At 55.5% G+C, this 19,016-nt stretch carries 25 protein-coding genes; 12 read left to right on the top strand and 13 right to left on the bottom strand.

The genetic code is table 11. The features are described 5' to 3' along the window. Nucleotides 1–108 precede the first annotated feature (108 nt). Together NQ492_RS02855 and NQ492_RS02850 are read right to left on the bottom strand one after the other, a co-directional pair. Nucleotides 109–1,671 carry an alkaline phosphatase family protein gene (locus NQ492_RS02855; RefSeq protein ID WP_147620612.1) on the bottom strand — a complete coding sequence of 521 codons (1,563 nt, stop codon included), beginning with the start codon at nt 1,669–1,671 and terminating at the stop codon, nt 109–111. Between the two features lie 24 nt (nt 1,672–1,695). Further along, entirely contained in the window at nt 1,696–2,661 is a 966-nt protein-coding gene (locus NQ492_RS02850; RefSeq protein WP_015547226.1) for a GSCFA domain-containing protein, read from the bottom strand. A 36-nt stretch (nt 2,662–2,697) separates the two neighbouring features. Here NQ492_RS02850 and ispE point away from each other — a divergent pair, with 36 nt between their 5' ends. After that, nucleotides 2,698–3,510: a 4-(cytidine 5'-diphospho)-2-C-methyl-D-erythritol kinase gene (gene ispE / locus NQ492_RS02845; RefSeq protein WP_015547225.1), complete on the top strand. Its 813-nt coding sequence runs from the start codon at nt 2,698–2,700 to the stop codon at nt 3,508–3,510. A 35-nt stretch (nt 3,511–3,545) separates the two neighbouring features. Here ispE and NQ492_RS02840 read toward each other — a convergent pair whose 3' ends face one another. After that, the gene (locus tag NQ492_RS02840; RefSeq protein ID WP_181989621.1) at nt 3,546–3,710 is read right to left on the bottom strand and encodes a hypothetical protein; all 165 of its coding nucleotides are present in this window, start codon (nt 3,708–3,710) and stop codon (nt 3,546–3,548) included. Nucleotides 3,711–3,753: 43 nt separating this feature from the next. Next, a complete protein-coding gene (locus NQ492_RS02835) occupies nt 3,754–4,197 on the bottom strand; it encodes an RpiB/LacA/LacB family sugar-phosphate isomerase (RefSeq protein WP_015547224.1) in 444 nt (147 codons plus the stop codon). A 423-nt stretch (nt 4,198–4,620) separates the two neighbouring features. Here NQ492_RS02835 and NQ492_RS02830 point away from each other — a divergent pair, with 423 nt between their 5' ends. From NQ492_RS02830 to NQ492_RS02820, 3 genes are read left to right on the top strand one after another with little or no spacing between them, the layout of a single operon-like run. Continuing rightward, nucleotides 4,621–5,844 (top strand): site-specific integrase, encoded by a 1,224-nt coding sequence (locus tag NQ492_RS02830; RefSeq protein ID WP_007568640.1) that lies wholly within the window; start codon nt 4,621–4,623, stop codon nt 5,842–5,844. Between the two features lie 31 nt (nt 5,845–5,875). Further along, nucleotides 5,876–7,165: a site-specific integrase gene (locus NQ492_RS02825; RefSeq protein WP_007486354.1), complete on the top strand. Its 1,290-nt coding sequence runs from the start codon at nt 5,876–5,878 to the stop codon at nt 7,163–7,165. 27 nt (nt 7,166–7,192) lie between these two features. After that, complete coding sequence (locus NQ492_RS02820) at nt 7,193–7,558, top strand: hypothetical protein (protein ID WP_009123631.1); 366 nt, start codon at nt 7,193–7,195, stop codon at nt 7,556–7,558. A 36-nt stretch (nt 7,559–7,594) separates the two neighbouring features. Here the strand turns inward: NQ492_RS02820 and NQ492_RS02815 are convergent, their stop codons facing one another. Both NQ492_RS02815 and NQ492_RS02810 read right to left on the bottom strand, forming a co-directional pair. After that, complete coding sequence (locus tag NQ492_RS02815; RefSeq protein WP_004295430.1) at nt 7,595–7,906, bottom strand: helix-turn-helix domain-containing protein; 312 nt, start codon at nt 7,904–7,906, stop codon at nt 7,595–7,597. After that, a complete protein-coding gene (locus tag NQ492_RS02810) occupies nt 7,903–8,196 on the bottom strand; it encodes a helix-turn-helix domain-containing protein (RefSeq protein ID WP_004319131.1) in 294 nt (97 codons plus the stop codon). The genes NQ492_RS02815 and NQ492_RS02810 overlap by 4 nt, the downstream gene beginning before the upstream one ends. 542 nt (nt 8,197–8,738) lie before the next feature. Between NQ492_RS02810 and NQ492_RS02805 the strand changes: the two genes are divergently transcribed. The 8 genes from NQ492_RS02805 to NQ492_RS02770 are packed head-to-tail and all read left to right on the top strand — an operon-like array spanning nt 8,739 to nt 12,781. Beyond that, nucleotides 8,739–8,990 carry a hypothetical protein gene (locus NQ492_RS02805; protein ID WP_004319132.1) on the top strand — a complete coding sequence of 84 codons (252 nt, stop codon included), beginning with the start codon at nt 8,739–8,741 and terminating at the stop codon, nt 8,988–8,990. Between the two features lie 12 nt (nt 8,991–9,002). Continuing rightward, nucleotides 9,003–9,995: a hypothetical protein gene (locus NQ492_RS02800; protein WP_004295433.1), complete on the top strand. Its 993-nt coding sequence runs from the start codon at nt 9,003–9,005 to the stop codon at nt 9,993–9,995. Nucleotides 9,996–10,040: 45 nt separating this feature from the next. Then, nucleotides 10,041–10,451, top strand: coding sequence for a PcfK-like family protein (locus NQ492_RS02795; RefSeq protein WP_009132163.1), 411 nt, complete (start codon nt 10,041–10,043; stop codon nt 10,449–10,451). 2 nt (nt 10,452–10,453) lie between these two features. Further along, the gene (locus tag NQ492_RS02790; RefSeq protein ID WP_015547222.1) at nt 10,454–11,737 is read left to right on the top strand and encodes a PcfJ domain-containing protein; all 1,284 of its coding nucleotides are present in this window, start codon (nt 10,454–10,456) and stop codon (nt 11,735–11,737) included. Nucleotides 11,738–11,779: 42 nt separating this feature from the next. After that, nucleotides 11,780–12,097 (top strand): hypothetical protein, encoded by a 318-nt coding sequence (locus NQ492_RS02785; protein ID WP_004295436.1) that lies wholly within the window; start codon nt 11,780–11,782, stop codon nt 12,095–12,097. A 46-nt stretch (nt 12,098–12,143) separates the two neighbouring features. Then, nucleotides 12,144–12,410: a DUF6956 domain-containing protein gene (locus NQ492_RS02780; RefSeq protein ID WP_004295438.1), complete on the top strand. Its 267-nt coding sequence runs from the start codon at nt 12,144–12,146 to the stop codon at nt 12,408–12,410. Nucleotides 12,411–12,414: 4 nt separating this feature from the next. After that, a complete protein-coding gene (locus tag NQ492_RS02775) occupies nt 12,415–12,594 on the top strand; it encodes a hypothetical protein (RefSeq protein WP_004319137.1) in 180 nt (59 codons plus the stop codon). Further along, nucleotides 12,578–12,781 (top strand): hypothetical protein, encoded by a 204-nt coding sequence (locus NQ492_RS02770; RefSeq protein WP_004319138.1) that lies wholly within the window; start codon nt 12,578–12,580, stop codon nt 12,779–12,781. The genes NQ492_RS02775 and NQ492_RS02770 overlap by 17 nt, the downstream gene beginning before the upstream one ends. Before the next feature lie 69 nt (nt 12,782–12,850). Here NQ492_RS02770 and NQ492_RS02765 read toward each other — a convergent pair whose 3' ends face one another. The 7 genes from NQ492_RS02765 to traN all read right to left on the bottom strand — a co-directional run bounded on the left by NQ492_RS02765 (nt 12,851) and on the right by traN (nt 18,991). Beyond that, complete coding sequence (locus tag NQ492_RS02765) at nt 12,851–13,738, bottom strand: IS3 family transposase (protein WP_117615371.1); 888 nt, start codon at nt 13,736–13,738, stop codon at nt 12,851–12,853. After that, nucleotides 13,669–14,193 carry a helix-turn-helix domain-containing protein gene (locus NQ492_RS02760; protein WP_032558195.1) on the bottom strand — a complete coding sequence of 175 codons (525 nt, stop codon included), beginning with the start codon at nt 14,191–14,193 and terminating at the stop codon, nt 13,669–13,671. The genes NQ492_RS02765 and NQ492_RS02760 overlap by 70 nt, the downstream gene beginning before the upstream one ends. A gap of 70 nt (nt 14,194–14,263) precedes the next feature. Then, nucleotides 14,264–14,650, bottom strand: a complete 387-nt coding sequence (locus tag NQ492_RS02755) for a hypothetical protein (RefSeq protein WP_004295441.1) — start codon at nt 14,648–14,650, stop codon at nt 14,264–14,266. A 361-nt stretch (nt 14,651–15,011) separates the two neighbouring features. Then, complete coding sequence (locus NQ492_RS02750; protein ID WP_004319139.1) at nt 15,012–16,964, bottom strand: DUF4116 domain-containing protein; 1,953 nt, start codon at nt 16,962–16,964, stop codon at nt 15,012–15,014. Nucleotides 16,965–17,027: 63 nt separating this feature from the next. Then, the gene (locus NQ492_RS02745) at nt 17,028–17,471 is read right to left on the bottom strand and encodes a DUF3872 domain-containing protein (protein WP_004303788.1); all 444 of its coding nucleotides are present in this window, start codon (nt 17,469–17,471) and stop codon (nt 17,028–17,030) included. A gap of 13 nt (nt 17,472–17,484) precedes the next feature. Beyond that, nucleotides 17,485–18,069: a conjugal transfer protein TraO gene (locus NQ492_RS02740; RefSeq protein WP_004319140.1), complete on the bottom strand. Its 585-nt coding sequence runs from the start codon at nt 18,067–18,069 to the stop codon at nt 17,485–17,487. A 1-nt stretch (nt 18,070) separates the two neighbouring features. Beyond that, complete coding sequence (gene traN / locus NQ492_RS02735; protein WP_004303795.1) at nt 18,071–18,991, bottom strand: conjugative transposon protein TraN; 921 nt, start codon at nt 18,989–18,991, stop codon at nt 18,071–18,073. Nucleotides 18,992–19,016 lie beyond the last annotated feature (25 nt).

The raw sequence follows: 19,016 nt of genomic DNA, 5'->3' as shown, positions 1-19,016 counted from the left end.
CGTTTCTCTTCCGTGCGTCGTTTGCCGGTCTGATTCCATTCCGCCCCCCCCCTCCCTTGGGAGGGACTTGTCGCATGCGACCGGGTTTCGGCCGGAATTACGCCTCGTTCACTCTGCAATTTCCTCTAAAACTCCGCCCTCCGATGCCGCCGGTTCGCGAATGCCCGCCAGACGCGCCAGCGTCGGAGCCACGGCCGTCATGTCCACGCGGCGGTTGACCCGCTGCATGCCTGCGCCCTTGCCGTAGAAGACCAGCGGCACTTCGGTGTCGTAGCCGTACATCGACCCCGACATCGACCAGCAGCGTTCCTGCTCCTCGATCCAGCCGGGCATCAGGTTCAGAATCACGTCGCCCGAACGGCGGGGATAGAAACTGTTCTGCATTCGGCGTGCATAGCCGCTGCCGAAATAGCTCGTGCGCATGGCCGTGGCGGCCAGCGCGTGGGAGATGCCGCTGAACTGCATGGCGAAGATGGCCACCTCGTTCTGCACCTCGGCGAGGTTCAATCCCCGCTCGTAGATCAGATTGTGGTTGAGCCACAGACACTTGTCGCTGTAATCCACCACCCAGTCGCCTACGCCGTAGCGGACGTTCAGGAATCCGTTGACGATCACTTCGAACTGCCGCGGGTTGAAGCGGTCGGCCTCCTCGGCCCCGGCGTCGAACGCAGGGCTGGTTCCGTGGTCGGAGGTGAGCACCACCGTCACGCTGCCGTCCTTGACCTGTGCGAATACGAAGGTCAGGAAGTCGGCCAGGTCGCGGTCCAGGCGGTAGTACATGTCCTCGACCTCGATTGATTCGGGCCCGTAGGCCTCGCTGATGCGGCGCGGCGAGTCGAGGCAGACGTTCAGCAGGTCGGGGATCTTGTCCTCCCCGAGGCGGTATTGCGCGATGGCCTGCTTGGCCAGCCCCAGTACGGCCGTGTTGCCCGCCGGGGTGTAGAGCATGCGTTCGAAATCGCTCCGCAGTTTCAGACGCCCCGAGCCGCTTTGGTCTTTGTCTTTCTTGCTCTTTCCGCTCAGCGCGATGTCGTAGTTGCGGGTGTTGAGGTAGCGGCCGCGTTCGAGGAGCGTGCGCCACTCGCCCGAGATGTACGAAAGGTTGTAGCGTTCACGGTTGCTGCGGGCGATCCATTCGGGCACTTCGGCGGCGTAGTAGGGCGAGGTCACCCAGTCGCAGCGCGCCGAGTCGAGCCAGAACACCTCTCCGCCGTGCCCGGCCGTCACCACGGCCGAAACGGCCTCCGGGGCGATCGTGACGGCGCGGCTGCCCGGGGCGTGCCGCAACAGCGTCTCCGCGAGCGTCGGGGCGATCAGGTGGTAGGCGCCGGGACCTTTGCGGCCTGCGGTCAGTTCGACGGTCCGGTTGGTGGTGTAATCCACCCAGCGCGAGCCGATCACGCCGTGGGTCGAGGGCATGGCCCCCGTGGTGAGCGTGGCCAGCGAGACGGGCGTAGTGGTCTGCAAATAGTCGTAGCGGCTGTCGGCATAGACCGTGCCGCCCTCCGTGAGGCGGCGGAAACCGCCTTCGCCGAAGTTTTCGGCGTAGCGGTCGAGGTCTTCGCCGCGCATCGAGCCGACGACGATCTGGACGATCAGCCGGGGCTGTGCCGCGGCGCTTTGAAGCGCCCCGAGAGCGGCTATGGCGTATAGGAAGAATTTTTTTGTCATCTGTGTCGTGAGTTGGCCGCAAATTTACGAATTTATTTCGAGACATCGGCGGAAATAGGCCGTTTCCGACTGAAAATCCATCTCCGGAAGTGCGGCGATCCGTTCCAGCTGACGGCGGCAGAAGGCGCGGTGCGCCTCGCCCTGCGGGTTGCGGGGGCGGTGGGCGGCCGCTGCGACGATGGCTTCGGCCTCCGGAAGCAGGCGCAGGGCTTCGTCCGTCAGGACCGCCGGGGCGAATTTCTCCCAGATGTAGGCCACGGCCTGCGGCGCGGGGTGCACCAGGTCGTCGGCGTAGAAGCGGTAGTCGCGCAGGTCGTCGGTAAGTATTTCGAACGCAGGGAAATACGCCGAGCACTTGAACCTTTCCGTCAGCTGCTCGGCGGCCAGCCGCAGCGTCGCCTTGCTCACGGCGTTGCCCGCCAGGGTGTCGCCTGTATGCCGTACCGGGCTGACCGTCAGGATGATCTGCTTTCCGGCGAGCGGCCCTTCGATCAGCTCCGCGAACGTCTCGACGATCTCCTCCACCGAAAGCCGTCTTCTGGAAAATTCCGCGGCGGGCCGGCGGTGGCAGTTGGCGACCGCTTCGCCCTGACGCTCGTAGACCCATGCCGTGCCGAAGGTGAGGACGATGCGGTCGGCCGTGCGGAGTGCGTCGGCCCCGGTCTGCCGCGCGGCGTTCATTTTTTGCAGAGCTTCGTCGGCCGTCGGGGCCGAGAAGTCGCCGTGGAACCCGAAATGGTGCCACACCTCGCCGTCGAACCCCAGCTCCCCGCGCGTCACGGGCGCCGGGTCGGCATAACTGCGGATCGCCGCGGCGATGGAGAGCGGATTGAACAGGATGCCCGAGGGGTTTTCCGCCACCCGGAATTTGGCGCCGGCGAGTTTTCGGGCGATGTGCGCGGCGAAGCACGACCCGAGCGCGAGCACCCGGTTTTCGTAGCCGATTTTCACCCCGAGGGATGTAATTTCGATTTCGGTGCGGAATTTCATGGCGTACAAATGTACAAAATTTCTTACCTTTGTTCTATGATTCTGAAAGCAAACTGCAAAATAAATCTGGGTCTCGACATCCTGCGCCGTCGTGCGGACGGGTTTCACGATCTGGAAACCGTCATGTTCCCCGTTGCGGGCCTTTATGACGAGGTGGAGGTGGTGCGCACCGCTGCGCCCGGCGCGGAGTTCCGCGCCGAAGGGCTGGCCGTGGACTGCCCTCCCGGGGAGAACATCTGTCTCAAGGCCTTCCGGCTGATGCAGCGGCATTACGGCGTGGACGGGGTGGCTATCCGCCTCGGCAAGCGCGTGCCTTTCGGCGCGGGGCTGGGCGGGGGATCGTCCGACGGCACGGCGGTGTTGCTGGCTGTCAACGAGCTGTTTGCACTGGGACTGTCCGAAGCGGAGCTGATCGCCCGGGCCGCAGAGCTGGGCAGCGACACGGCGTTTTTCGTGCGCAACACGCCGCAGCTATGTAAAGGAAGAGGTGAGGTGATGGAGCCTTTCGTGTTGAACCTGAAAGGGATGACGCTCGTTATCGTCAAGCCCGGCGAGGGGGTTTCGACCCGCGAGGCCTATGCCGGGGTGCGGCCGCGGATTCCGGAGGTGCCGCTCGCGGAGCGTCTCGGGAGGCCTGTGGCCGAGTGGCAGGGGCTGGTGACCAACGATTTCGAAGAGCACATCTTCGCCGCGCATCCGGCCATCCGTGCCGCCAAAGAGCGCCTGCTGGCCGAAGGGGCCGTTTACGCCTCGATGTCGGGCAGCGGCTCGGCGGTTTTCGGACTGTTCGCGGGGCATGAAAAAAGCGAAAGGCTGTGCAGCCTTTCGCCTTTCGTATTCGGTCTGTAAACCGCTGCGCCGGGGCTTTCGGCGGCGGTTTCCTGCTATTTTGCCGGAAGCGAATCCGTGGGCTGCCGCGCCGTTTCGGTCCCGTTAGTTGCGTCCCCGTCCGCTTCAGCCTTATCAGTTTCGGTTCCGTCCGCTTTGGTCCCGTCGGTTTCGCGCCCCTCGTTGAGGGTGTCGGCGATGCCGTCGGCAACGTGCTGCAAGGGGCCTGCTTCCGCCGTTTCCGGCTCTCCGGAGCGGGCGACTCTATTTGCAGCCCGCCACGGGCATCTTGGCGATGCGCGCGATATGGCGTCCGCCTTCGAACTCGGCGGCGAAATAGGCGTCGAGCATCTTGACGGCTTCGTCGTTGGTGATGAAACGCGCCGGGAAGACGATGATGTTCGCGTCGTTGTGGCGGCGGATCAGCGACGCGATCTCGGTGTCCCAGCAGAGACCCGCGCGGATGCCCTGATGTTTGTTGAGCGTCATGGTCATCCCTTCGCCCGAACCGCAGAGCGCGACGCCGCGTTCCAGTTCGCCGTTTTCGATCGCTTCGGCCAGCGGGTGGGCGAAGTCGGCGTAGTCGACGCTCTCGGGCGAGTGTGCGCCGAAATCGAGCACCTCATAGCCCATGGCGTTGAGGTAACCCACCAGGAATTCTTTCATTTCATAGCCGGCGTGGTCGCTGGCGATACCTATTTTCTTCATCGTATTTCGGTTTATTCGTGTTCGGCATTACAAAGATACAAAGAACTCGCAAAAAAACGGCAAAATTTGGATAAATAAAGTAAGTGTTTGGTATTGAGGAGAGTTAAGCCAAATTCTTCTATACCTTTCCAAATCGCTAAAATGCAGGATAATGAAAGGTTAAGAGAAAGATTTGCTACTTATCCGTTGCCTTTTTTAGCCCCGGATAATCCGGCAAAATAACGCTTGACCACCTGCGGTTTTACCGTTCACCATGCAAAGAACCCTATATTTTGCTCGTAAAGATAACCGTTTTTTTCCGTTTTTCATGGAAATACAGGTTATGTTACCGGCATCCGGGGTTTTATTCTTTGTTCCGCTATAATTTTCATAACTGTAAATAACTCTATATCAAGTAATTTTGCAACATAAAAAAATAGAGTTATGAAACAGACGGATGTAACGGTTACGTTCTACCTCAAAAAGAGCGAAATGAATGACGAGGGACATTGCCCGGTCATGGCGAAACTTGTTGTCGGCAAATTTTCAGAAGCGGCTTTTAGCGCGAAAATGTCCGTACCCGCTGCACTGTGGGCATCCGGACGTGCCACGGGTAAAAGTAACGCCGCGCGGGAAATCAACCGGCAACTGGACGATTTGCGAGCTTCAGCCATTTCCATTTATGCCGAACTGTCAGCCACCCGTGAGAATGTAACGGCTGAAGAAATAAGGAATCTGTTGTTGGGGACAGCTTTCGGGCAGGAAACCCTGTTGGGTTATTTCCGGACGTTCATCGAACATTTCGAAAAACGTGTCGGCGTGAACCGGGAAAAGGGAACAGCGCAATCTTACCGCTATGCTTGTAACTGTGTGGCCGCTTTCATCCAGGAGAAATACAAGTTGTCGGATGTTCCTTTCACGGCCCTGAACCGTTCATTCATCGACAACTATGACCTCTACCTACGCACGGAGCGCCGCTTTGCCCTGGGAACTATCGTGTTGCTTGTCACACGGTTGAACACGATTGTCGGGGAAGCCATCGCGGAAGGGATTATCACTGCCGACCCGTTCGCGGGTTATGAAGCCGAACATCCCGAGCGGGAACAGAAATACCTTACCGCCGTGGAGTTACAACGGCTGATGACCACACCCCTGCACGACCCGAAACTCTACCATATCCGCGACCTGTTCCTCTTCTCCTGCTACACGGGTATCCCTTACGGGGACATGTGCCGCCTGACGACGGAGGATCTGGAAGTGGCCGAGGACGGTGAGGTATGGATCAAGACCGCCCGCAAGAAGACGAAAATCGACTATGAAGTGCCGTTGCTCGACATACCGTTGCTCATCCTCGACAAGTACCGGGATATGGCCCCGGAAGGAAAACTGCTGCCGATGTACAGCAACAACGAACTCAACCGGACGCTGAAACGTATTGCCGCCATTTGCGGAATTGAACGGAAGCTCGTCTTTCACTGCGGACGCCATACCTACGCCACCGAGATCACGCTTTCGCATGGTGTCCCGCTTGAAACCGTCAGTAAAATGCTGGGGCATAGCCGCATTTCCACGACGCAGATTTACGCCAAAGTGACCGATGACAAGATCGACATGGATACCCGGTCTTTAGAGGAAAAGATTGCCGGTCGCTTCTCCGTAGCTATTTAATCTATCATTGACAATCAAATTCACAACGATTATGGAACCGAATAATAAAGAGATAAAACGTCGCAGCACGTTCTCCCTGCTGTTCTACATCAACCGCACGAAAGTCCGCAAGGACGGAACATGTAAATTGTTATGCAAGGTAAGCATCGATGCCAAGTCGGCCCCGATCAATATCAACGCGTTTGTCGAGCCATCGCTTTGGAATCCGGAAACCAAAAGGGCGAACGGACGAAGCGAGAACGCCCGAACGGTAAACCTGGCAATAGAGAAACTGACCGAAAAAATCACCGGACATTACCGTCATATTCGTAAAAGCCTCGGTTTCGTGACGGCCGAGCTGGTCAAAAACGCCGTGGAAGGAATCGGGCAGAAACCGTTCACCCTCCTTGCCTTGTTCCGCGAGCATAACGAGGAGTTCCGCAAGCGTGTCGGCGTGGATCGCAAGGAAGAAACCTATGAAAGTTACGAGAACTCCTATAATATTTTAGCCTCCTTCGTGAAAAAAAGGAAGGAAAAGGAGGATGTAGCGTTGCGGAGCCTTGACCGGGAGTTCTACGATGATTTTGAAATATTCCTGCGTACAGATCGTGAAATGAAACCCAAGACAGTACACGAGCATCTTTACCGGTTGAAGAAAATGACCAAGCGGGCTGTCAGTCAGGGTACACTCCGGCGCGACCCTTACGGGAAGCTGCACCCGGAACTGCCCCGGCGCAAGAGCCGCCATTTGAAACTCGAAGACCTCAAAAAGCTGATGGAAACTCCCGTCGATAAACCCAACCTCCAGCGGGTGCGGGACTGGTTTCTCTTCGCTACCTTCACGGGGTTGTCCTACGCCGACCTGAAACGCTTGTCCGAAAAAGACATCACGCAGTCGGACGACGGAACGTACTGGATACACATCCGGCGCCAGAAGACCGAAACGCCCTCGGCCATCCGCCTGCTGAACGTGCCGTTGCAGATCATCGAGAAATACCGCCACGAGCGTAAAAGCGACAGGATTTTCAATCTCTATTGCCGGGGGTATCTCATCAAGCTCACCAGAGAACTGGGACGGACATACGGCTTCGACATGACCTTTCACAAGGCGAGGCACAATTTCGGGACACATATCACGCTCTCGTTGGGTGTGCCTATCGAAACTGTCAGCCGCATGATGGGACACAAGAGCATTTCCACCACGCAGATTTACGCCAAAGTGACCGACCGCAAGGTGGACGAGGACATGAAACGGCTGAAAGAACAGACCAAAGGCCGGAAAATAAATCTCTACGAGGAGGACGAACCGGAAACGGCAGATATTATAACGGTAAACGGTTGAACAGTATAACAAAATTGATAAATTTGTATGACTATGACGACAAGAGAACCTATCAGCATTGAAAACGGGCGGGTGGAAATCCACACGCCGGAGAACCGTGTATGGCTCACGCGCCACCAGATTGCCGACCTGTTCGGAGTCTTCGTTCCTGCCGTGGGGAGCAACATCCGCTCCATACTCAAAAGCGGCATACTCTGTGAGGAGAGGGTTTACCGCCGGGAGCGCAACCGTGACGGCGGTATTGTCGAGCTGTATTCGCTCGAAATGATCGCCGCGCTGGCTTTCCGCTTAAAATCCGGGAATGCCGAAGCCTTCCGACGGTGGCTTGTCCGAAGGGCCACGACGACTGCTGTCGTCTGGCAGCTCCCCGGTATGAACACGATATTGAACTGAAAAAGAAGAACAGCCAAAACGTTGGCCGTTCTTCTTTTATACCCATTCCTGTCCCCCGATACATTTCTTCCGGGAATCTTCCAGGAATTTCTGTATCTCGGATTCCATGTATAGTACCTTGCCCTGAATCAAATAATAGGGAATGATCCGCGCCGTACGGTATTCCTGCAATGTACGCCTGCTGATTTTCAGCAGCCGGGACAATTCCTCGTCGGTGACGAACCGCTCTCCCTTGAGTGTCCGGCCTCCGGAGGATTCCAGTTTATCCAGTGCCTTGCCGGCCTTTTCCAAACGCCGGAAGAGATCCGCCACACGCGGATCGTGCTTGTCGATGAAATAATGGCTCATAACGCGGCGGTATTAGGATAGTGCGACGATTGCAGCAGTTTCCCGACATCTTCCGGTTTGTAGAAGATTTTGTGACGGATGCGGCTGAAAGGCAGCAACCCTTTCTCCCGGTAGGTTTGCAGGGTACGTTTCGATATACCCAGCACGTCACAGACATCCTGGTTGTCCAGCCATTTTTTCAAACTCACGTCCTCTTGCCTGCGGCATAACGCCTCGGCTTTTCTTTCAATGGCTTCCACGTGCCCTGCCAGCGCGTCGAAAGCCTTCACGTCCATACTTATTATTTCCATGTTCTGTTTCATTTTTTGTTTCCCGGATGCCCAAAAGTACACAAATGGACAGTATCTTGTTATCAGCCAGTGGCATATGGACGTATCCGTCTTCAAAGTGGCAGCGAGTGGCGCCACGTCCGGCGGAAACGATCCTCCGCCGATACGGGATCGGCACGCTCCGATACGCCAATCGCCCGTGAAAGGAAATGTTCGCGGGCGATTTATCATTCCATGCAGGGTGAGCCGTGAACCGACTTTCTCGAGCGTTCACGGCATATCGTTTTCTCCCCGTTTCTCTCCCATAACCTTTTCCTCTCTTTTTTTCATGCCGCGGAGCGCGGTATGGAAATCTGTTGTCAGTAGCAAAGGTAGTTACGGGGCTCACGCTGCTGCAAGATCGGGCCGCGGGGCGGTTTGCCGCAAAATCTTCCTCTTTCCCTGCGGGCGAGCGTATTTTCCGACAAAATCTTGCAGCAGCTATCCCCGACACCTTTTGATGCTACCGAAACAGATTCCATCCATACCGGCTCCGCTACGGCATAAAAAAAAAGTCAAAGGTTATGAGAAACGAAGAGAAAAATAAATGGAAACAGAAATCCTCCAACCTTCCACTTGGCATAAAGGCAAAGGTCGGGTTGGCGGTAAAGGTCGGGGCGGTGGCTTTGGGCTTCCACGTGTGGGGTATCGACTTTATTTGGGTCGTTTTGGGCTTCACGTTCTGTTATGACATCCTGCGGGGCATTTTCTCCTGCCTTGTTTCTCTCGTGGCTCTAATCGGCTTTTTCTATTTCCTATTCACTCACATCTTCTAAATTATTACAGGTATGACAAAGTACATTTCATTATTCGGAGCGACTACCACGGACACGCAGGTGCAGGTAGTCAAGGAAAACCAGGTTATCATCGGTATCGGTGCGGGTGCGAGCAGAAAGCGTTACGTCGTTTACAAGGTGGAACACACCGCCCGTGGCTACGTGTACCACATGGTCGATACCGAAACAAAGGAAATCAGCCAAACGGACATTCTGCGACCCCTCTCGCAAACATTCGGTATCGGCAGGTACTACGACGACGTGAACCCCGAGTTCATGGACGCTTTCGAGGTGGCTTTGCTCGTGAGGCAGGCGGAAGAGCAAGCCACGGCGCAGGCCATCGCCGCCGCCAAAGAGAAAGCCGAGCATGACCGCATAGCGGAAATAGGGGCGCAGAGGTTACGCCGCATCATGCCCGAAGGGGTGCAGGGCGTAATCATCGCCGAACTCAACGAAACGGAATACACTGACCCCTCTTACGAGTGTTCGACCACCCGAAGCGTGCGTACCGTCATTCTCGGCTTTTCGGCCACCTCCCGCAACGGCTTCGGGGAGTTGAGAAAGGCGGCGGCCAATTTCCCGCAAACGGCGCACCTCTCCGAATACGACCCCAAGAACGAACACCGCTATCCCGTTTTCACGCTCGGCAAAAGTCCGAAATACGGGTGGAGTGTCTGCAAACTGACCCACTACACCCGTGAAGGGTACATCGACAGGCTGGCATATATCGCAGGAAACGAGGAGAATATATGTCTGCCCGAGCCGAAAGACGAAAAACGGGCGGAACGCACTGAAACGAGCGTGCAAGGCGGGTTTATCATCGTGGACTATTCCGAGAAGGCGATAGCCGTATTCGGGGACACCAAGCCCGTCAAGGACGCCCTTCACGCACTCGGGGGACGCTTCAACGCACGGCTGACGCATGACGGGCAGAAGAAAGCGGGATGGATTTTCCAAAAGACCAAAGAGGACGAGGTGCGACGGCTTCTCGGAAAGGACGAATAAATGTTGAACACGGGGCGGCTCGCCGCCCCACAATACCAAAAAATCATGGCACAAGGAACAGATTATTTCAAACTGACGATACAGAACTATCTCGACGCACGAGCACGGGAGGACGAACTTTTCGCACCCCGATACGCCAACCCGAAAAAGAACATTGACGATTGCTGCACTTTCATCATCAACCAAGTACGGCAGAGCGGTTGCAACGGGTTTGCCGACGAGGAAATATACTCTATGGCACTCCACTATTACGACGAGGAGGACATCGACATCGGCAAACCCGTCAGTTGCAAGGTAGTGGTCAATCACACCGTTGAACTGACCGAGGAGGAAAAAGCCGAGGCACGGCGGAACGCCATACGGAAGGCCGAGAGCGAAGCCTACGCCAAGTTGGCGAAAGCCAAGTCCAAACCCAAGAAAATCGAAGATAACAAACTAATGCCCAGTCTATTTTAGTTATGAAACCGAGAACAAAATTCCAACAGAACGTCGTGGCGGCAAGCAAACACCTGCCGCCGCTTACCCCCGCACAAATCGAATGGGGGTACAAGAACTGCATCGAGCATATCGGACGCCGCACGCCGAAAGGACTTATCACCTGCACCGAGTGCGGCCACACGTGGCAGAGCGAAAACGGAGAACTCACGGACAATCTGTTAGGGTGCGAGTGTCCGCATTGCCACACCACGCTGAAAGTGGAAACCACCCTGCGCCGCAAGTTCAACGATTACGAGTATTTGTGCATCGTAACCCGCTGCAAGGGTTTTCAAGTCCTGCGCTTCGTCTATATCGAGTGTTGGGCGAAAGTGGGACAGACGCCCGTTTACACCCATATCGAAGCCGTACAGCGGTGGATTGCCCCCGACGGACGCTCCGCAACCTTCGCACGGCTGCGCCCGATGGGCTTCTTCGTTCACGGGTGGAGTTGGTCGAGCGCATTGGAACTGCGGGCGGAGAACGACGGGAAATACAACATCACGCCCACACGCATCTATCCCCGGCAACGGCTTATCCCCGAACTGCGCCGAAGCGGCTACGGCAAACAACTCCCCGATGTAACCCCTTTCGACCTTATCCACCTGCTGCTCTCGGAGAACAAGGCCGAAACGCTGCTTAAAGCGGGACAAACGGCACTCGTGCGATTTTTCGCCCGTTCCTCCCGCAATATCGCAGACTATTTGCCGGCCATCCGTATCGCCATCCGTAACGGGTACGCTATCGGGAAACCGACGGAATGGTGCGACTACATCGACCTGCTGCGATTTTTCGGGAAAGACCTGCATAACGCCCATTTCGTGTGTCCCGCAGACCTGCCCGCAGCGCATGACCTCTACATGGCAAAAAAACGGCGGCACATGCAAATGGAACGGCGGCAGGAGGAACGGCGCAAGGCGTTGGAACAGGAAGCCTCGTTTGTCGAAGCCAAAGGGCGGTTTTTCGGAGTGGAGTTTTCCGACGGGGAAATCTGCATCAAGGTGTTGGACAGCGTTGAAGCCATACGGCAGGAGGGCGAGGCCATGCACCACTGCGTGTTTACCAACGAATACTATCTGAAAGCCGACTCGCTCATACTCTCGGCCACAATCGACGGCAAACGTATCGAAACGATAGAGGTGTCCCTAAAACGCATGGAGGTCGTGCAGAGCCGTGGCGTGTGTAACAAGAATACCCCATACCACGGGCAAATACTGAAACTGATGAAGGGGAACATGTCCCTTATACGGAAACGAATGACAGCATAAAAATCGGGGCGGCGAAAGCCGCCCTACAAAAAAAACATAACAATGAAAATCATCTATAAAAGCTACATGGCACGCCCGCTCAAACCCTTCGGGGAGTGGGATTGGGAAGTTCGGGAAGCAGTCAAGACCGCCCTTGCGCTCGTCGAGGGGAAAAACGGGTTCAAAACCCATTCCGAGATATGGCGAAGGTGCAACCTCGTCATTACCGTGGGACACAACATCTACACCACGAGTATCGAGATACGACCACCCGAGCAGGACGTGATACGCCGTAGGAGCAACTGGCATAACGGCTACGCCTACTACTGCAACGGCGTGTTCTGGGCGAACATGAGCAGGGTTAGAGTGGAACTTGTCTGATTAAAAAATTTCGGGGCGGCAAAAGCCGCCCGTAAAAAGCGAGAATATGAAAACGAATGAAGTAAACAAGGAAATCTCCTATGAAACGCTGCTCGTAACCTTCGGCGAGGGTATCGGGCGGCTCAACACCATGTTCGACGACCCGCAGGTGTGGGGCGTTGCCACGCTGAAGCAGTGGATCGACGGGTATGAAACTACGCGCTTCACCGAAATCGACGACCGAACGGCGGTTATCACATCCGAATACAACATGGACAGCGTGAAGGAATGGCTGCAAAAGAACACACCGATTATCAACCTGGAAAAACGATAAAATCATGCGCAAGTACAAATTATTCATCGGCTACCGGCTGCTGGGAGAGTTTTCCGGTATATGGGAAGCTAAAAATTTCGCCGCTGAAAGCGGCATGAGCGGAATTTTCTCGCTCGTGGGAGAAAATTACCGGGACAGTTGGTACGAACCCAAAAAACAAGAAAAGAATGGAAACAAAGATTAAAGACATCACGGGAGCGGAAATAACCGTTACCGACTTAAAAGAGGCGGTACGCCAATGCCGGGAGTGCCTCGCAAGTCCCTACCTGATGCCCTCGGGGCATACCGTGGGGGAAAACCATGCCTACATGTTGCGGCAACTGCTCGCCCTGCAAAGGCGGAAACGGGAACACGGCGGGCAACGGCCGTGAAAATACGACGCGAAAAAAATCGGACGATAACTGAAGTGCACCCCAAATATTGGACGGATTAGTATTTGTTTAGATGGCATGAGTTCGGTATTGTACCGGGCTCATGTTGTTTAAGTATTTCTTTATCCGCTTGTTATTGTAGTAGTCGATATATTCTTCCAATTCTTTTCGGAAATGGTCTATGGATGAGAATTTTTGCAAATATAATAATTCGGACTTCAATAATCCAAAGAAACTTTCCATAGCAGCGTTATCCAGACAGTTACCCTTGCGCGACATGCTCTGTGTAATACCTTTCTGTCTTAAACGGAGCTGATACTGCTTCATCTGATACTGCCAGCCCTGGTCGGAATGCAAGACAATACCCGGAGAATCCGGTATTCTGGCAAACGCATCGTCCAGCATCTTCATGATCTGCATAAAGTTAGGGCGTTCAGCTATTTTATAGCTAATAATCTCCCGGTTATATAAGTCCATAATCGGCGATAGATATAACTTTACGCCGCAAACCGAAAATTCCGTAAGGTCAGTAACCCACTTCTGATTCGGTTTTTCGGCTGCAAAGTCGCGTTGCAGAAGATTGGGCGCTATCCGTCCGATCTGTCCTTTGTATGAACAGTATTTACGGAGCCTGACCTGACTTTTTATCCCGCAAATATTCATCAGCTTAAGTACGGTTTTGTGATTTATCGCATATCCGATCTTATTCATTTCAACGGTAATGCGCCGATAACCATAACGCCCCTTATGTTCGTGATATAACCTTATAATACTCTCTTTTTCGCGAGCATATTTATCGGGTTGTTTTGATTTTCTGAAGTGATAATAAAATGTGCTTCGCGCCATCCCTGCGGCTTTGAGCAATACTGAAAGCCGGCACTGCGGCCTTAGTCCTTCGATGGCTTGGGCTCTTTCCCGCTCTCGCGGACAATGCGCTCCTCGACTAAGGCCTGCAATTTTTTTAAGTAAGCATTCTCGGCACGAAGATACTCCAGTTCCTTAAGCAACTCTTCGTGCGGAGTCGTTTTGAGTTTGACTTTTTTAGTCTTCGATTTACTCATGGCCGGCCTCCTTCTTTGCGGTTTACGCCGCAGGCCTTCAGCACCTTGGTTTTGATAGAGCCGCTCCCATTGACGAATAACAAAAGGGCCCGGAATGCCGAAATGCACTGCTGTCTCCAGCAAAGATAGATGATTTTGGTGCATATGCTTCAAAACTGACAACTTAAATTCTGCACTGTAGCTACCGTGGCGCAGCTTAAGGCCGGCAAGGCCATGGCGCTCGAATAATGTTACCCACAAGTGAACTTGCGAGCGGCCACAGCCCAAGTGACATCCGGCTTCCCTAACCGAAAGTCCGCCTTCGAGTACCAGTTTTACGGCCTTTAAACGAATCTCATAATTATATTTCATAAAAAACACCCCAAAAGTGTCCAACTTTTGGGGTGCAGTACAAACAACCGTCCGATTTTTTTGTTTCCCGTCAATCGACCGCCGTATGGTCGCCCAGCTTCCCGTGCAGTTCACGCCCGATATGTCCGGCAATGCCACGGGGAGAAATTTCAGAGATTGAACCCCACCCGCCATGCGTGTATATGCACGTCTTGAGCGGTTCGGTACGGGAAAGGTAGAACAGATAGCCGTTGCGGAGCAGGATGCCCACGAACACCGAGCCGACCTCGATGTCGGCGATCTCGTCAAAACGTATCTTCCCGTCATTGTATAATACTGCCGTGCCATCCGCATCGGGAATGACGAACAGATCGTCTTCCATGACAATCCCGTGCAACTCGATTAGCGACCCCAGGCATTCACTCGCCGATACCCGGTCGTAATCACCCTTTACCTCATTTGTCGATTTCGTTTCCATATCGCTTTTCTTTAGGTTCAGACAAATACCATACGAAAAAGGCGTGAGAATACGTTAAATACCGGCATTGAGGTACAGCCAAGCACCCATCCACTCGATAGATAATTTCTCCCCACGCCGCTATCGCATACGCTTGACGCATATAGACACGACGATGAAGAAGAGAACTACCCATTATTTTGCGAGCGGATTAAAATTTGGCTGTTTTCAATGCCCCACCATAATGTGTTCCTTCCGTATGTAAATCGCCCGGCGGCACGCCGCCGGAGGATTCGATTGCAAATATAACGATTTCATCCGGGTATCGGCGACAACACGTGCGATTTTTAACAACCTTCCTGCCAAAGAACTACCCGCCGTCCTACAATTTCGGCCCCCGGGCGGGTTTGCGGGGCGCGACCTTCGGCTGCGCCTTCTTCTCCCTGGGCGGTTCGACGATCCGCAGTTTGAGTTTCTCCGTCTTACGGTCGTAACGCACCTCGCAGCAGTCAATCTCACCCGCAACCGACGTCCACACGTTGTTCACACGCACCGCGCCGCCCGAGTAGAGGGTCTTGTATTGTTCGTATTCGAGCGGCTGCCGCAATTTCGCGTCCACCTGACGGTGGAACGAATAGATATTACGTCCCTTTGCTATCTCGTCGGGAACGTAAACCCGCAACTCGGGATGGGTGGCCTCGGCATAGAGGCACAGATCCGCCGTGCGAAGCTCCCTCGGAACCCACTGGATCATCCTCGGGTCGCCCCGCACGGCCGTATCGGCCACGAGCGGCGTGATGGCCGTCTGGGGAATGTCGTACAGCACCCCCGCATCCTTGCGAACGGCCTCCAACGCCACCTCCTCCGTTACAAGCCGGCGGTTCAGGTGCAGGACACTCATCAACCGGTGTATCTTTTGCGGGTCGTCCTGCTCGCGGAACACCTGCAAGACCAGGGCGGGGTCGCTCAACGCGCTGATAACCGAGAAATCGGTTTTGTCCTTCCCGTAGGTACGCTCGAAAGCCTCCCGGCTCATCTCCGGCGTCCGGGCTTCGCGGGGGACGCCTTTCAGGTTTTGCGGGTTCTCCCGCACCAGGCTCATGTATAGATCCGGGCTTTTCATGCTCTCGGGCAGGTGGGCGATGGCATAGGGACTGCGCCGTATGGCCTCCATGCACAACTCCGGCGTTTTCCACTTCTCGGGGACATATTGCAGGTAGCTCCCGTCGTGCCCGACGGCCCGGCGGCACATCTCCTCGTTCTTGGCGTGGTCGGGAAGGTTGTAGAACAGCTCCGGCTCCAGGGCGAAGATCTCCCGGGCCACCCTCGGCGTGACGTGTGCCGGGTTCATGTGCTGCAAAAAATCGAAGGTCTTCTCGTAATTCGTGCAATAGAACCCCAACGCCTTCATGTGTATATCCTCGAAAGGGATATAGCGGAGGACACGCAGGTCGTCGGCACGGATCAACGCCCGGTTGCAGACCTCCGGCGTGAGCTGTTCGGGGTTGAAAAAGCGGATGGCCAGGGGATCGCGCTCCAGCGCCATCCCGCACAGACGGTCGGTTTTCAGATGCTTCGGAACGTACTCCAGCGCCAGGTAGTTCGAGGACACGGCGGCCTCGCAGACCCGTTCCGTGCGTAACTCCTCCGGCACTTCATGGAGCAGGATGCCGTCCCCACTGACGGCACGCAGGCAGACTGCCTCCGTGCGCAGTTCCACCGGCACGAGCGAAAGGCAGGACGCGTCCATCCCCACGCCGTGAAGGGCCAGTTCCCCGGTCATGACCTCCGGGGCAATGGAGGCGAAAATCTCGAACTTGTCCACGAACGACATCCCGAATTTTTTCAGCCCTTCCAGGCATATATCGGGATACGGAATGTAAGGGAGTATCTTGTAATCGGCACTGTCCACCGCTTTCAACGCCGCACGGCATATTTGCGGCGTCCTCAATTCCCCGGGAACGGCCTCCAGCACCAGGCCGTTGCGCTTCACGGCCGCCATGCACAGTTCGGGGGTCTTCAACCCCTCCGGAACGTAATACAGCGCGTAGCTGTTGCTATCGACGGCGGCACGGCACATTTTCGGTGTCTTCAGACGGTCAGGGACGAATTTCAGTGTTTCGCCCCGGTGGCCGGCCGCGGCAAGACAAAGTTCCGGCGTTTTCATCGCTTCGGGAACGAACTCGATGTTGAAAGCCGATTTCTTGATGGCGAAACGGCAGACTTCCGCCGTTTTCCGATCCTCGGGCAGCGTCTCGAAAAGGTTCTCACGCCACGGGTTCTCGTACACCCCCGTATCGAGATAGGCTATATCTATTCTCTCTTGCTCTGTCATGGTTTTCAGTATTTATGGAAAGCGCCCGGGTGACGGGCGCCTCTCTTGGTTAGACATATTCCGTTATCGTTCCGTTTCCTCCGTCCCGTTCTCGCTCTGGAACGTGAAGGAGGTCTTCACGACCTGACCCGTGTTGTCCTCGACATAGACGTCGATGGCCTGCTGGTCATCGCTGCGCGATGTGTAATAGAGGCGGAACACCTCACGGTCGAGCGGATAGCGGTCGTTGGGCAGGAACACCGTACCGTCGTCCATCCTCAACTCACCGCGCCCGTCGGGCTGGAAATAGCGGATCGTGTAACGCGCGCCGTCATATCTCCCCTCCCGCACGAGCGTGCAGCGGATTTCAGCGGTTTCACCAACGGAGATTCGCTTCTGAACGGGCATCGTTTCCAGAGAGAACGTGTACGCCTGCTGTATATCCAGCCCGTTGTCGCAGGATGCGCATAAAAGACCCAGGGCGGCGATCCAGACCGCCAGGGCCAATATCTTTTTCATCTTTTTCATGTCGCTTGCAAGTTTAATGGATTATGAATTTCACGCCCAGGCCGAACTGCGCGTGGAAATGTCCCGTTGTAGTGCCCCATAGGATACGCTCACGCCCCGTCAGCGAGAGGATAATCCTGTCGGTCAGGTACGCATCGACCTCCAGCGTGACGGCCCCGCCATAGAGGAAACGGTCGCGGTGGCGGAGCGTAGAGCCGTCATAGAGCCGCCTCTCGCCCCGGTTCACGCTCTCGTAACCGGCCAGCGCCGAGCCGCCGAGGTAGAAGAAAAAAGTCCTGGACGGGTCGGCGAGGAACTTGTAATAGTAACCTCCCTCGGCCGTGAACTGCGCCACCGGGATACGTTCCGACTTGTAGGGGTAATAACGGTTCAGGAACTCCGCGCCGAACACCCACTTGTCGGCATTCTTCGCGTAGCGGCTCATGGCCAGCCCGAACCAGTAGCCCGTTTCGCTGCGGCTGTCCCGGGTATAGAAGCCGTCGGCCATGCCTCCCCGTATTTCCAGCCCGCGCATGGCGGGCAGGGCACGCTGGGCGTGCGCCCCGTCCGAAAGGAGGAGGCATAACCCCAGCGTGAGAATGAATATCGCCCGTTTCATATCACTTTACCTTTAACTCGTTGATAACACGTGCGCGCACCAGGTCGGCATTCTCCACCGTGAAAGTCTGGTGTCGCCCGCCTTGCTGCTCGTGCAGTTCCACGACCAGCTGCTTGTCGTCGGCCAGCGTGAACTTCGGGAGCGTGAAGACCATGCGCTCGGTACGCTTGCCGCCGATGACCTGCACGTTGTTGTACGCACGCACGGGCCATACGACCTGCTCCTGGATGGCCGTGCGTTTGGCCACCTTCTTGTCCGTAATCTTGAACGTCAGGTAGTCCACGTTGAAAGGCACGTTGGAGGAGTTTTTCAGTTGGAGGTGGAAATAAAGCAGGTCGTTATGCACGTAGATACCTTTGAGGAGGTATTGTACCCCGAAACGCTTGCAACCGATATGCTTGATCTCGCGGCGGTCATTCTTGTAAATGGACTGCATGATCAGTTTGACCAGCAGCGGAGATTCGCATCCCAACTCCTGCAAATAGATGTCCAGCGCGTTATTGGGGCGGTTTACCGCCTCCCCGTCATGCAGGAAGTCCGCCATCTCGACCGACAGTTTCACCGGCTCGTCGGCATACTTGACATTGAAGCTGTAATAGGCCCCGTCCTCGGTAATGACCGAAAGGTTGCTCTCGCGCGAGAAATCACGCAGGGCCGCCTTTACACGCAGCACGTTTTCCGTGCCGTCGGCTTTCGCCGCCAGAAGATCCGAAGACCCCAGATCGACGTAACGGATGGCCGAGGGGAAAATCACATGAACGGTCTTGCTGAACGTCACCTCCAGCGCGTAGGGCGGGATAACCCGGTTGAAGGTCAGCGGACGGGTAAGACCGTCGTACAAATCGCCCGTGGAGGGCTTTTCCTGCGCGTGGGCAGCGAACATGCACCCGATAAAAGCGAGTGCCAGAAGAATCTTTTTCATACTCGATAAATTTTTGATTGTTGAT

The sequence above is a fragment of the Alistipes shahii WAL 8301 genome (genome assembly GCF_025145845.1).
GTDB lineage: Bacteria > Bacteroidota > Bacteroidia > Bacteroidales > Rikenellaceae > Alistipes > Alistipes shahii.
This window is presented reverse-complemented; position numbering and strand designations above follow the sequence as displayed.